Origin of the sequence: Flavobacterium aquidurense, assembly GCF_001404985.1 — a bacterium.
GTDB classification, from domain to species: Bacteria; Bacteroidota; Bacteroidia; order Flavobacteriales; family Flavobacteriaceae; genus Flavobacterium; species Flavobacterium aquidurense_B.
In genome coordinates, this window is the sequence record NZ_JRLF01000008.1 from 72,255 (window position 1) to 88,477 (window position 16,223).

The following is a 16,223-nucleotide window of genomic DNA, read 5'->3' on the forward strand; positions in this document are numbered from 1 at the left end:
AATCGCTTCTCTGCTCTTTTTTTCGAGTATTGCAAATGCCGTGATTTTGCCAATCTTACTTTAAAAATTTTGAGAGTTTATTAAGGTTATTTCCAATTATTTTTTCTTTCGAAAGTCCGGCTTCAATTGTATTTTCTTCGATTTTGGCAAATGCCTGTACTGTATTATTGAAAGTTTTTACAGTTTGTTCTATTAAAATTTTCTTTTTGTTTTCAAATCGAAGCGATAAAAGATCGAACTCTGTATTGCATTCGACTGCAAACAATTCTAAAGTAAATTTCAAGTAGTCTACTAAGTCCTGAATAATCTGCTGATCGAATTTATTTTGATTGTAATCGAATTTTATTTTGAAATTTGACTCTGATGGTACGACTTCAAAATTGAAATCAAAATTAGTCTGGAGGTTTAAATCAATCTGACCTATTTTTCCCATATCTAAATTTTCGTCCAGGTTTAAATCGTGTACCACATAATTTTCAAAAATCATGATCGTATTGATCAGGTTTTTATTTAACGTGCTTTGCGTCTGCACTTCGGATATATTTAAAAAATGGTGTGCTGTACTGTCTATGTTATCGTTTTGAAGTCTTTTTAATAATTCTTTTGGTGTTTCCTTGCTTCCGTATCTAACACGTACCGGAATTGTATTGCTAAATAACCCTACAATAGTTTCTACCCCATTTAATTCTGCCGGTCTGCCTGAAACAATAGCGCCAAATATGACATCGTTTGTATCGTTTATTCTGGATAACATATAGCCCCAAACGCCTTGAAAAAATGTGCTGTTAGTTATATCTGTTTCATTGCATATCGAATTTATTTTTTGCCATAAATCATTTTCAATAAAAAACTCTTTGGTAATCAACGCATAACCATCGCCATTTTTATTAAAAGGAAGCTGTGTTGCCTCATTAAATCCTTCTAAATAATTTCTCCAGTATTTCAATGAAGCCCCTTTGTCCAGTTTTGACAGCCATTCGATGTATTTAGAATATCCTACTGGTCTTTGTAATGTTACTTTTGTATTGTGCTGTAATGCAGACAACAGATTACTAAAGTCATTGATTAATATGCTGGTACACCAGCCGTCCAGTAATATGTGATGATAGTTCCAGATAAATTCATATTCACCATCTTTTACTTCTATGACATTTAATCTTATTAGAGATGGTTCTTCAAAATCAAATAAGTTTGTTTTATTGGTTTGTTTTATTTGATTCAATTTCTCTTCAATAGCATTTTCATCGGCATTAAGTTGCTCAAATTTGAAATTTGCTGTCACTTTTTTATGCACTATCTGAAGCATTTCTTCCCCTAATTTATTGGTAAAGCTTGTTCTTAATACCGCGTGTCTGGCTATTAGCTGCTCAAATGCTGTTTTTACATTTTCACTGTTGAAATCTGCAAAATATAGTCTGTACGACACTTGATTGTAGTACAAAAGATCTTTTTTATCTAATAACCAATGGTAATACATTCCTTGTTGTAAGGGAGATAATTCATAAATGTCTTCTACTGTATTGTAATGGCTTAAATCGGCAAGATCTGAGTATTGGATTTTTTTGTATGTCAGGTCAGATGGTGTTAGGTAATTTTGTTTTTTACCGGACAGTTCCCCGATAAGATTTTGAAGGTTTTGTTTGTAAGCGTTAGCTAATTTTTCTATAGTTTCTCTATTAAATGACTTGCCTGAATAGCGAATTGACATATGAAGTTCGCCCGAAATCATTATTCCTGAAACATCCAGCAAAATTTCGCCTTTACCATTTACCGAAGCCACGGATGCTCCTGCATTTTCTGATGAAAATTTAAACAAAGGCTCTTTATTTGCTTCAGTCTCATGACCAAAATCTCCTAAATAATTAAATTCAATACTTGGTTTTAATTTGTTTGAAAAGGGTTTATCCAGATAATTCAAAATCCCATAACCAATACCTTTGCCTGGTATTTTACGCAATGATTCTTTAATCGATACTATTTCGTAGCCTTTTGATCCTGACAAATCAAGAATAACAGGATATACGCTGGTAAACCATCCTATTGTTCTGCCAATATCGATTCCTTCTATTATTTCTTCTCTTCCGTGACCTTCCATTCTCACGGCAGTTTTTTCAATTTCAAATACATCGCGAATTGCCATTGCAAGACCTGTTAGCAGGATATCATTAATCTCTGTATTGTATATATGATGTACCTGTGTCTGTAATTTCTCTGTCAGGGGTGCATCTAATACCAAATTGATCAACTCGTCGAGCTTGTATTTTTTTGGTTCTTCGTTATAATCTGTTGGCAATAATGGAATGATTTCGCTGGAAACATTCTCCCAGTAAACACGCTCTTTTTTTACTTTTTCACTCTTGGCGTACTCCAGTTGCGAAGCAGTCCAACGTTGAAAAGAATCTGTTTTTAATGGCAATTTTTTTTCGTTATTAGAGGAGATTGACTCGTATAAAGTCGACAAATCTTCTAAGAAAATGCGCCACGAAATACCATCAATAACCAAGTGGTGAATAATTAGAGCTAAACGGTCTCCGTCTTTAAGTCTAAAATGTCCAACATGAACCAATACGCCTGAACCAATATCAAAACCGGACTGTAATTCTTCTCCAATTCTATTTAAAGATGCTAATTCATCAGGATCTTCTGTCAGGTCATAAAAATTAATTTTATAATGCTTTCCGGAAGCATCATTATTGTATTGCAGCCATTGGTCATTTATAAAACTATACTGCATTCTTAAAGCATCATGATGCAATATTAAGGTTGAGATACAGTGCTCTAAAATTTCCTGATTTACAGCAACCTTGCTTTTTAACAGCACAGATTGATTGTAATGGTTTTTATTGATAATAGTTGAATTCTGAAAGAAATAATTTTGAATTGGGCTTAATGCTACATCTCCTTTTACCTCAGATTGATCTACGACAATGGTATTCGATTTTATTAATCTGGCTAAATCTTCCAGTATTGGATTTCTTAAAATCTGATCTACTTTTAAACTATAACCCAGTTGTTTTAATCTCGAAACAATTTGGATAGATTTAATCGAATCTCCTCCATAATTATAGAAATTGTCTTTCACGCTAATGCGATCGTGTTTTAACACATCCAGACAAACTGAAACTAATAGTTCTTCTTCTTTTGTTCTTGGAGAAACATATTCTTCTTTGATAAGATCTTTTTCTACAACTTCTGCCAGTATTTTTTTATCAATTTTTCCATTAGAAGTCAGTGGCATAGACGGCAACTGAATATAATAACCGGGAACCATATATTCTGGCAAAATCTTGCTTAAACTATTTTTAAGGGCTTTTTTATCAATTTCATCACCTGAAACATAATAGGCAACAAGATATTTTTCGTTGTCGTTTTCCTTTACCGTTACTACAGACTGACTAATAGTACCATAGCTGGATATTAGCTGTTCTATTTCTCCCAATTCTATTCTGTGGCCTCTTATTTTGACCTGATCATCCAGCCTTCCAAAATATTCGATATTGCCATCTGGCAGCCAGCAGGCCAAATCTCCTGATTTATATAAAAGCTCTCCGTTTGCAAAAGGATTATTAATAAATTTTTCTGCTGTAAGATCTGGGCGATTGAGATAGCTTGATGCCAATCCTGAACCCGCTATATATACTTCTCCCTTAACTCCGATAGGACAGTAAGACTGATTTTTGTCTAATATGTAAATGGATGTGTTCGCAATTGGTTTTCCAATTAAAATAGTTTTATCGTCTTGTTTAATTTCTTTAACAATACAGCCAACAGTTGATTCTGTAGGGCCATATTCATTATAAATACAGATATTTTTATTGATGTCTTTTAATATGTCTATCTGATACTTTAGCAATTGCTCTCCGCCACAAATAATTTTTTTTATGGATGAATTTTTAATGTCTAATTCTTTCAATAAAGAAACATGCGCAGGAGTCAACTTTACAGTATCTATTTTTGGATTATTAAAGGTTTCCGTTAACAATTCAATGATGCTTTTGTCAAAATTACCCAACCATAGTTTCTTGCCTCTTGACAAGCTTGTAAATATGGCAGTAATCGTTAAATCAAAAGAAATTGATGTAATCAGTCCCCAATTTCCAACATCGGGATTCTCAAAATAAAATTCATTAGACCATTGAATGTAATTTAATAAACTGGCATGACTAATAGCACAGCCCTTTGGCTTACCGGTAGATCCGGAAGTGTAGATACAATAGGCGAAATCGTGTGCATGGATATCAATCTCATGATTTTTTCTCTCTACACTATAAATTTCTTCCTCTAAAGGATTAATTACCTGAACTGTATTTCCGTCATGGTTGTTTAGTGCATTCTCTTCACCAACTAAAACCCTGCAATTAGACTCAGTAATGATATGATGTATCCTGTCTTTTGGATATTTTCTATCAATAGGAATATAATAGGCTCCTGCTTTCATTATACCCAGAATAGCGATTATAAACCATTCTGTACCTTCACCTACAACACATACTGCGTCTCCCTTTTTAATGTTATATTTTTCAATCAGATAATTTTTAAACTGGTCTGATTTATTGCTCAACTCTAAATAGGTCAGTTCTTTTTCATTCGTAAACAACGCTATACTTGCAGGAAAAAAACAACTTTGCTCCTCAATTAATGCTATAATTGAGTTATATTTCGGAAATTTTTTCGCAGTTGCATTGGCCTCTTTTATGATCTGTTTTTCAATTGCACCTAATTTATTTTTTTTATCCATAACCAGTAACTCATTAAAACTGATCTGAAGCTGATCTGAAAGAACATCAATATCAGTCTGGGTCAAGTTTTTTTCGTTGTAATAAAATGCTACAGAGAAGGAGCTTCCGGAATCAATACACGAAATTTTTATGTCAAATAAGTCCTGAACAGAAAACAAGTCCGCAACTTTAAATTCATTTGAAAACTTTTCGTTGTCTGATTTTAAATCGATATACTCGAAGCAATAATTAAAATAAAGGTCTTTTGATGAATCATCTGATTTTTCTCTTCCTATTGTAAAAAAATCAGACCATTCTTCTACGATATTAACTTGAGATTCTATATAATATAGTGCCTCAATAATACCTAACTTATTCAGATTCTTAATATTTAACGGAATGTTTTTAGATACTAACCCAATGGTGTCATCAAGTTCTTTATATTCTCTTTTAAAATTAGAGACACCAATTGTTACCTCATTTTCAGAAAATAAGTGCAAATAATTTATATAGTGAAAAAGAAATAGAGATTTGATATCACAATCATTATCAGCACAAAACTTCTTAATTTCAGCATAATTTTCTCCATCAATAAAACTAACTTGTCTCTTTTTAGGTGTAAACCCTTTTTGAGATTTAAAAAATGGCACTAAACTCTCCGTTAACTGATAGTTATAATTTTTCCAGAATACACTTGCTTCCCTTTCCGGCTGCGTGATCAGGTCATTTTGCCAGGCGCTAAAATTTATATAATCAATTTTTTCCTCGTCACTACCATGATTTTGTCCTGATACAATTGTGTCGAATATTTGTTTGCACAAATTGTGGCAGCTGTTAATATCACCCCATAAAGAATATACTCTTACAGCAATGTGTTTTACTTTTCCTGACTCTTTTACAAAACAAAATCTAATTGGATTATTTTTAGAAGGATCGTATGTATATCTTAAAGCATCATTGATTTCATTTGTGATAAAATCAGGATTCATTAATTCAATTTCATTCCAGTCTGTTGCAGCATTGGCAGACTCGATCTGAAAAGGATTATGAAAATTCAAATTATGAATTAACTTGAATACTAAAATATTGTTACTATTTTTAACAATGGTAAATGCATTAAGAAAATCTTCAATAGACAAATCATTTTTAATGTCTAAGATTATTTGATTGTAAAAAACTTCCGGGCTGTTTTTAGCTACATACCACAAATTCTTCTGATTTTCTGATAATTCATAACCTCCAATACTATCATTTATATTCATAATTTTTATGCTTTTAAAATTTTACATCTTGCTATAATAGGGGTGCGTCACTCTTAAGAAATTGAAACAATAATTTTTCGTTCTCCTTTGTATGGGTTTCTTCCATGTGAAAAAAGATAATTGTCTAAAAACAATACGTCTCCACTTTCCCATTGAAACTCTACTATCGATTTTTGGTAAGCCGCTTTTAACTCTTCGATTTCATCTTTGGATATTTCTGAACCGTCCCCAAAAAAAGTATTATTAGGCAATTCGTCATCAGAATTAATTGATCTTAAAAAATCTTCATGTAGCATGTGTTTATTAAAAAATACGCCGTGGTTGAACCATACAAGTTCTTTTGTTACCGGATGTTCGCAAATGGCGTCTTTTTTCCATGTCAATATCAGTTCATTTTCATTTGCCCATGTAAAATCAATTCCGTTTGACAAACACTCTTCCTGAACCTGAATTTTATCTGAAGTCTGAAAAACTTCCTGCCATGACAATCCCAGTACACCGCTTAAATTTCTTCTGTACAGTACTCCTTTTTCTTTAAATTTATTTCTTAACGTTTCATTTATATAACTCAAAACAAGCCTGTTGTCTGCAATAGGAGTCTCCCCTCTGTACTCTGAAGCGATTACACAACAAAAAACAATACGATGTGGCGGGTTAATAGCATACGAATTTTCGCTGTGCATATTAATATTTTCATCTTCAGGGTAAGTAGTCGATACATATACATTATCTCCTAATTCGAATCTTGGAGAAGATCTGAACTTGTATTCTAAAAGTTCCTTTGGAAACATTGCCATTAAATCTTGAAATTTTTCAACTGAATTGATTTTAAAATCCCTGAATAATATGGAACCATATTTTAAAAGTGAACTTTCAAAATATTCGTCATTTTCCAGAAACCAATTTTTTAAATTATATCCGGAATTAATCGGACTAATCACTAAAGGATATTTTTTATTTTCAAAAAATGAAGTTTTAACATCTTCATTTAAATTGATTTTTTTGATATCCTGACTTTTCAACTTGTTAATTCTATTGATCATAATTATTTTTTTAAAAGATTAGAAAGCTTATTTAAATTCCTTTTTTTAATATCCTGATTTGATTGTTTAAATTCTTTAATAGTGAGATTTGTGTTCTTAAATACTTGTGTCATTATTTTTTCGAAATCTTTGAAGAGTCTTTCTATTTCAAATTCTTCAAAAATATCTGTGTTGTATTCCAGGGTTAACTCCAGATTATCATATTCATTAAAAACAAAATTGAGATCGAATTGGGATGCCTTTCTTTTAAATTCGAAAGCTTCTATTTCAAATGCATCAAATCCTTCATAACCAAGATTTTTGTTTGCAACATTAAGGCTCATCATTACATCAAATAAAGGTGCCCTGCTGTTATCTTTCGTGAGCTGTAATGCATCAATCAGATCGTTTAATGGGTAATTTTGATGTTCAAACGAAGTCAGTAAATTATTTTTTTGATTTTTAAGCAAATCATTAAAAGTGCTGTTAATCGCAATGGTTGTTCGGATAGGGAGAATATTTAAAAACAATCCCACTAAATTTTCTAAATCCGGATGGTCTCTTCCTGCTAATGGCGTCCCTATTATAAAGTCGTGCTGCTCAGAATAGGTGTACAATAAAACATTTATACCAGAGAGCAAAGTCATGAATAAGGTCACATCATTCGATTTTGAAAACTCTTTTAATTCAGTTGTAAATTCGTGTGAAAACTGAATTTCTTTTTTGCTGCCATTAAATGTTTTAATTAAAGGTCTTTTCTTACTGCTTTCAATATTTAAAACAGGTAATTCTCCGCTAAATTTTTCTAACCAGAACTGCTTCGCATTTATGTACTCCTCTTCTTTGCTGTTTTTCCATAAAACAAAATCTTTATATTGAATTTTAAGATCCTCAATTTTATTTACGGTATTATTAGTCAGCATATTATAAAAGTGTAATATATCCTTAACTATAATTTCAAGTGATCTTCCATCTCCTATAATATGATGCATCGAAAAGAAAAGAACGTATTCATCAGCTGCAATTTTCAGTAAGGAATTCTTAATTAATACTCCTGTTTGCAAGTCAAAAACTTCATTGCTTTTGGTGTTTACATAATCGAAAACTTTAGATTCAATATCGAATTCTTGTGTAAAATCAACTTTTTCGATTGTAGAGCAAACTGCATTTTTATCCTGAACAGATTGTTCTACAATCCCTTTTTCGTTTATATTAAATGAGGTACGCAGTATTTCATGTCGCTCCATTAATAAACCAAAAGATTCTTCCAGTTTATCGATAACTACGTTTCCTCTAATTTTTAAGGCAACGGGTATATTATATGCAACAGAACCTCCTTCAAATTGACTCAATATCCACAATTGTTTTTGAGTAGAAGTCAGCGGATACGATACTGCCGCTGCAGCTTTTGGGATGGGTACATAACCCGATTCCTGCAATTTACCGCACAATCCCTCAATGGTGGGATTGGAAAAGAAATCCCGGAAAGAAAGGCTTTTGCCCAGTTCCTTAAAAATATGGTTGATTACCTGCACCATGATAAGGCTGTGGCCGCCGAGTTCAAAAAAATTATCGGTAATCCCTACCTGGTCTACTTTTAAAACATCCTGCCAGATCCCTGCCAGTTTGATTTCATGATCGCTCACAGGGGAAACATAAGCCCTGCGGATAATATCCGACTCTGAGATTCCAGGCAATGCCTTACGGTCTACTTTGCCATTTGGGGTCAGCGGCACTTTGTCAAGCGCCACATAAAAATTAGGGATCATATACTCCGGAAGCTCTTTTTGAAGAAACTGCCTCAAGTCTGATTTATCGATATTATCCTGGGAAACATAATACGCTACCAGTACTTTTTCCCCTTTTTGTTCCTGCGCTGCAACTACAACCTGGCTCAGCGATGGGGAGAAATGGATCAGTACAGATTCGATATCACCAAGCTCGATGCGGTGACCGCGGATTTTTACCTGAAAATCGTTTCTGCCCAAAAACTCAATGCTGCCATCGGCAAGCCATCGGCCCAAATCACCTGTTTCATACATCAGGGTGTTTTCCTTGTATGGATTGTTTACAAATCTTTGGTTTGTTAATTCCGAATTCTTAAAATATCCTTTTGCCAGTCCGTCCCCACCAATATAAATAGCGCCCGGAAGGCCTACAGGAACCAATTGCAGGGTATGGTCCAGAATATAAATGGTCGTATTGTTGATTGGGGAACCTATATTGGATACTTTATCCTCTTTTTCTTCTCCTATTTTTTTAACCGTAGACCAAATCGTGGTTTCGGTAGGACCGTACATATTCCAGATTTCGGCACAAAGATTTTTTAGTTTTTTTATCAAAGCCATATTGAGCTGTTCCCCGCCGCACAATACTTTTAGTCCCGGAAGCCCTTTCCAGCCCGCTTCGATCAACAGCTGATAAAAACTTGGCGTGGCCTGCAGGACCGAAGGATTAATTTCATCGAGTTTTGCGATAATCAGTCCGGAATCCATTAACGTTTCATGGCTGGCAACATACAAGGTAGCACCAGAGATTAAAGGCAAAAAGAACTCCAGTATCGAAATATCAAACGAATAAGTGGTAACAGAAAATAAAGTATCCTGATTGGATATTCCGGGTTTCTGCTTCATGCTTAAAAGAAAATTAACCAGTGAGCGGTGCCCGATTTCTACACCTTTTGGATTACCTGTAGAACCCGAAGTGTAAATTACATAAGCAGTATCATCTGCCAATACCTCAGGTTTATGCGCCTGGTTTTGCGTATTGCACTGCGCTAAAAGCGTTTCAAGATTGATAATGCTTTGAACATTTTCTGTTTCCAGATCAAGATTGATGCTGGTCTGGTTGACCAGTAACTTTACTTCACTGTTAGCCAAAATATAATTCAATCGGTCTACCGGAAATTTAGGGTCCAAAGGAATATAGGACCTGCCTGATTTTAAAATTCCCAATAATAAGGCCACCATGTTGGCAGATCTTTCCAGCATTACTGCTACTGAGGATTTATCCTCTGACCCAAATTCTGAAATAATATAAGACGCAATCTGATTGGACAGTATATCAAGCTCTAAATAAGAATAATTAACCACATCATCTTTTAGGGCAATCTGCCAGGGGCTTTTCTTTGCCTGTGCTTCAAACAAATCCAAAACAGTCTGTTCACGGGCATACTCAGTATCTGTGGAATTAAAATCAAATAATAGTTTCTGGCGTTCTGTGTCAGTCAGGTAGTTAATACTGTCTATTTGAAGCGACGGATCAACAAGAACAGATTCCATAAGGGATCTGAAATGATGCATTAGTCTTTCGATATCAGCACTTTCGTAGATATCAGTATTGTATCGTACTGAAAAAGACAAACAATCATTTACTTCCTGAAATATAAATTCAACATCAAAAACGCTGGCTTCCTGTCCTCCGTTAATTATCTTATCATCAAACTCCAATGCATACTGTTTCGCTTTTTGTGCTGTATTTAGCATTGTTATTGCAATATCAAAAATTGGGTTTCTGTTTAAATTTTTATCCAAATGCAATGCTTCTACCAATAAATCAAAAGGATAAATCTGATTAGAAAAATCCGACAATACAGAATCTTTAACGCTGTTAAGAAATGATTTAAAATCAGTATCCGGATCTACCGTATTTTTCAAAACAATTGTATTGACAAAACATCCTATTTGTCCTTCCAGATCTGAATCTTCCCTACCTGCAACCGGAGTACCTATAAGTATGTTTTGCTGCGCTGTATATTTATATAAAAGAATGTTTAAAAAAGCAACAAGACCCATATACAAACTGGTTCCTTCATCATGGCAAAGTTTTCTAAACTGCTGTGTCAGTTCAGGAGAAATAAATGAATTTAACCGATGTCCGTTATGATTTAAAAATTTTGGACGCGATTTAGCACCTGGTAAATCTAATTGCGGAAGTTCACCTGATAATTTTTTAATCCAATATTCCTTATAGCTGATGTACTCATCATTGACAATGCTTTTTGCCTGCCATTCTGCATAATCCTTATATTGAATGCGCAATTCGTCTAATTCACAGTTTACTCCTGCCTTAAAAGCCTCATAAAAAGCAAATATTTCTTGAATCAAAACATCAAAAGACCAGCCATCAGTAATGATGTGATGCATACAGGAATAAATTACGTAATGATCCTGGGCAATTTGCAGGAAAGCAATTCTAAATAAAGGACCATTTTCAAGATCAAATGCTTTGCTTTTATCCTCTTCTATATACAAATTAGCCAGATGATCAGCGTCAGGTTTATTACTAAAATCCTTCCAGTCAATTTTAAAAGAATGTTTTGTGTCTTTTAGAATAAGCTGTCTGATCTCTCCATCATTATTTAATTTAAATATTGTTCTTAATATTTCATGGCGGCTGATTACTTCCTGTAATGCTTTTTCAAAGAGCTTCAGGTCATAATCGCCTATAATTTCAGAACGATTTACCAAATTATATGCTGCTGAATATTCTGAAAGCTGACTTTGTATCCACAATCTCTTTTGAGCATTAGATACAGCATAGTCTTCCTTTTCCTCTGCTTTTGCGATTCCGTTTTTTTGTATCGCATTTTCAGATAAGAATTGTATCAACTCCTGCTTTTTATCTTTTAGCCTTATTATAATTTCATTATCCAGCTCACCGTCGAAATTAATTTCGAGGTCCTGGCCTTTTAATGAGACCCTAATATTTTTACTTTCTAATTCTTCTATAAAATCTAACATTTATCTATTATATTTTAAGTTTAAATGACAATTGTGTTTTTTCCTGTTGGCTTATTCTGGATCGTAATTAACTTGTGCATTATTTCTATCTGCTCTGCTAATTTTTTAACATTGGGGCTTGAATAAAGATCTTTTATATTAAGATCAACATTAAAGAGTTTGTTAACACGCTTAATAAATGTCATTGCTTTAAGGGAATCTCCGCCTAACTCAAAAAAATTATCCAAAACACCTATTGTATTAAGCCCATAAAAAAGTTCCAGCATATTGCAAAGCTCTGTTTCTATCGCTGTTACCGGGGCAACATAGTCTTCTTCAAGATTACGGTCAACACTGTATTGCTCAACATTATCTTTGCTCTCGATTTTATCTTTATTTTTATTTATCTTACTGTTTGGATCCTGAGATGAAATTATAATTTGTGGATAATTAGTGAGATGAAGTGTTTTTTCGAACAGTTCAATTAACTTATTGTCGCTAATCTTATCCTGGTTGAGTCCATCCAGATTGACACAAAACCAATTTTTAAGCTCTTCTCTTTTATGATTACAAAATGCATCAATAAATGTATTTGCTATCGCATAAGCACCATAAGTTAATCCGCCCAGAATAGTTGCCAGACTTGACGTAATCCATACAAAATCAAGCGAACGTTCTTTTGAAACTCTGTATATATTTAAAGTCCCGTTAATTTTAGGATTAAATTGTTTTAAAGCTATATCGGTGTTTAACTCATCAATAGTTCTGAACGTTTTGGTATCATTATTACCTGCTGCGTGAATGATTCCTGAAATTTTTCCGTGATCCTGTTCGATGTTTTTGATCGTTTCCTGAAAATTATCATAGTCAGACACATCTGAGGCGTAATAGAAAACTGGTTTGTTATCTCGTCGTGCATTTTGCAGATACTCAATATTTTTAGCTACAGTTTCATTCTCTGTACTGGCTTCTAAAATGGTATTCCATACTTCATCTGACTGGATTTCTTTTCTGCCGATTACAATTATTTTGCTTTGATAATTTTCAATCAAATAGTCTGTCAAAATTTTGCCCACTTTTCCTAATCCGCCTGTGATTACATAGGTTTTATTTTTTTGTAAACTGCTCTCGTTATTGATGTGATTATCAATTTCGATATTTTCGTAAAATTCAACCCAGCGATTTTTATTACGATACGCAACTGCCGGTTCTGAATAATTGTATTTTAACTCATCTAATATTTTTACCAGAATTTCCTGATTATCTTCTTGCTGCTTCACATCAATGGAACAACTAAATATCGAAGGATTTTCCTGGGCTAAAACATTAAATTGTTTTATAGAGGTTAATAGCGCTATATTGTTTTTTTCGTCACCCAACACATTTTGTCCCAAATGAGATAAAACAGTAATTTTTTTAATTTGATCGGGAAAATGAGTGATTAGGCATTTGCTTAAATTATTTAATGTAGAAAAAATGTTAAGCAAAGATTCCTGACTGTAATTTGTAAAATTCCAATTAAAAATAATTTGGTTGACTGGGATGTTTCTTCTTTCAATTTCCTGAAAAAGTGATATAAAATCGTCTTCGGAAGAAGGGTTCACAGTAAACGTGAAATCATCAACTATATCGAAACCAGTTCCTTTTAAAACTTTCATTAAGGATACACCATCTTCCTTAAATTGTTTTTCTACTGAATTGATCAGGTTTTCCTGGTCAGAAAAAACTAAATAATTCTGATTTGCATTATTGTGTTCCTTTTTAGTCAAAAGAGAGCGCTTCCACTTTGGCAAATAATACCAATTGTTTAAATTGTTATTATTTAGTCCTCCCATTTTACCCAGATACTCAAAAGGATCAACTGTAAAATCCAGTTTGTTCTTATCAAAACAATACGTTGGAGCACTAATTTTATATCTTATTTCGCCAGCATAATATTGCTCCCAATTGATGCTTTTTCCCTGACGCCACAGTTCAGCAATACCGTAAGTAAATTTCTTACTGTCATTTATTTCCTCATTAAAATGTCTGACTAATTGTACTATGGAGTTATTGTCTGAATATAATTTGTTTTGTTTTATAAACGAAGACAGCGTTTTGCCAGGTCCTATTTCAATAAAAACATTATGTCCGTTTTGCAGAATAAAATCTGCCCCTCCTTTAAAGTTTACCGTTTTTCTTAAATGCTTAGCCCAGTATTCTTTTGAAGTTGCTTCATCGTCTAAAATTAATTTACCGGTTAAATTAGAAACAAATGCAAACTTAGGGTTAGAGAATTTAATGCTTTCCAGTTCACTTATATAAAGATCCAGTACTTCATCCATCATTTGGGAATGGAATGCATGAGAGGTTTTTAATTTTGAATATCCAATATCCCTGCCTTCCAGCTCATTTATAAAATTATCAATAAGCACTGTATCGCCTGAAATAACACACGAATCATCTGAGTTTACAGCTGCAATAGACAACTCTGAAGGTAAAAAATCTAAAATATCACTAATTGGTGCTCCAATTGCCAACATTTTTCCTTTCTTGGCCCGGCTCATTAAATCTGATCTTTTAACCAGTATTGATAATGCATCTTTAAATGAAAATACTCCTGCAATACATGCCGCAACATATTCACCTAAACTGTGTCCTATCATTATATCAGGCTGAATTCCCCATTTTATTAACAACTGACCCAATGCATACTCAAACAAAAATAAGGCTGGCTGTGTGTAGCGGGTATTATTGATGAAGTCCGTAATTTTTTGGTCTGAATTTTTATAACCGATAATTTCAGAATAATCCGTTCCTGTGATCTCTAGTAACAGACGAAATCCTTCATCAATAATTTCCTTAAAATCAGGCTCTTCATGATATAAATTGATTCCCATTCTAAAATACTGACTGCCTTGTCCCGGAAACAGGAAAACTGTTTTTCTGTTTGTTTTAAAAGTCAGTACATTGGTGTCGTTTTTTAAGTCACTCAGGTTTTCAATCAGTTCCTCTTTATTTTCACAAACAAAAAATCTTTTAAACAAAAATGATTCTCTTCCTGATTTTAAAGTATAAGCCAAATCAGCCAAATTAAAATCCTCGTTCCCTGCAAATTGTTTTAACTTATGGGTATAATCGTTTAATGATTTTTGGCTCTTTGCTGAGTACGGTATTATTTGATAAGGTCTGGATTTTAATTCACTTTCAATTTTTTCATATTGTTCTAAAACCACATGGGTATTTGTACCGCCAATTCCAAAACTACTTACACCTGCTCTTAACGGATAAGAATTGTTATTTTCCCATTTTTTTAATGCTGTATTCACATAAAAAGGCCCTCCTTCAAAATTAATATTGGGATTTGGGATTTTAAAATGCAGGGACGGAGGAATCATTTTGTTTTTCAGGGCTAGTGTTGTTTTTACTAAACCGGCTATTCCTGATGCATAATTCAAGTGACCTAAATTTGATTTTAATGATCCAATGGCACAATTAAATGTTTTATCATAATTAAAAGCTTTATTAAGTGCTTCAATTTCTATAGGATCGCCTAATGTTGTACCTGTACCATGGGTCTCTATATACGATATTGTATTGCTGGGTACATTGGCAATTTTATGTGCCATTTTTATACAATCTGACTGTCCTGCAACACTTGGTGCCGTATAACCTACTTTTCTTTTACCATCATTATTAGAAGCCGATGAGCGAATAACGGCATAAATATTATCACGATCTTTTATCGCATCTTCTAACCTTTTTAAAACAACTACTGCTGAACCTTCTGAAGCAAAAGTTCCGGTTGAATCTTTATCAAAAGTTCTACAGTACCCATCTTTAGAATTGATCATGCCATCTTTATAAAAATAGCCAATGTTTTTTGACGTTTTTACATTAATACCACCGGTAACTGCTATGGCACACTCTTTTAACAATAAATTTCTAGCAGCTATATGCAATGCAGACAAGGAGCTTGAACATGCGGTATCTATTGAATAACTTGGCCCTTTTAGGTTTAAATTATAAGATATAATGGTACTAAGGTTATTTTTATTGGTAATAAATGACTGGTAAAATGCATCAACATTTTTGTTTGGTTGTGACAAACTATGGGCTATCCAGTTAAAATTATCAGAAGCTGATAAATACAATCCTATTTTATCTTTGTAGGTAAAAGGATTGTAGCCTGAATCTTCAAGCGCAAGCCATACCTGTTCATGCAGGATTCTAATTTGGGGATCCATAATATTGGCCTCATCTTTAGTATAGCCAAAAAATTGGAAATCAAAATTATCAAAACCGTTTACCTGTGTTTTTGACTTTACAAAACTAGGATCCTTAATTACCATGGGATCTATACCCAATTCTTTCAGTTCCTGGTCTGTGTAAAATTGATTAAACTCAGTTCCGTTCTTTATGTTATCCCAAAATTCTTTTGGATTTTCAGCCTTTGAGAATTTACATGAAATTCCTACTATAGCTATATCTTTTTTTATTGAATCTCTTTCCATGGTTTTA

General features: G+C 33.3%; 4 protein-coding genes. All 4 read right to left on the reverse strand.

Annotated features, from left to right (window positions below):
* Positions 1-55: 55 nt before the first annotated feature.
* From RC62_RS05790 to RC62_RS05805, 4 genes are read right to left on the reverse strand one after another with little or no spacing between them, the layout of a single operon-like run.
* Positions 56-5,980, reverse strand: coding sequence for a non-ribosomal peptide synthetase (locus tag RC62_RS05790; RefSeq protein WP_055093501.1), 5,925 nt, complete (start codon positions 5,978-5,980; stop codon positions 56-58).
* A 53-nt stretch (positions 5,981-6,033) separates the two neighbouring features.
* Positions 6,034-7,023, reverse strand: a complete 990-nt coding sequence (locus RC62_RS05795) for a TauD/TfdA family dioxygenase (RefSeq protein ID WP_082421230.1) — start codon at positions 7,021-7,023, stop codon at positions 6,034-6,036.
* Between the two features lie 2 nt (positions 7,024-7,025).
* Complete coding sequence (locus tag RC62_RS05800) at positions 7,026-11,744, reverse strand: non-ribosomal peptide synthetase (protein WP_055093504.1); 4,719 nt, start codon at positions 11,742-11,744, stop codon at positions 7,026-7,028.
* 20 nt (positions 11,745-11,764) lie between these two features.
* On the reverse strand, positions 11,765-16,216 hold the full coding sequence (locus tag RC62_RS05805; RefSeq protein WP_055093506.1) for a type I polyketide synthase: 4,452 nt from the start codon (positions 16,214-16,216) through the stop codon (positions 11,765-11,767).
* Positions 16,217-16,223 lie beyond the last annotated feature (7 nt).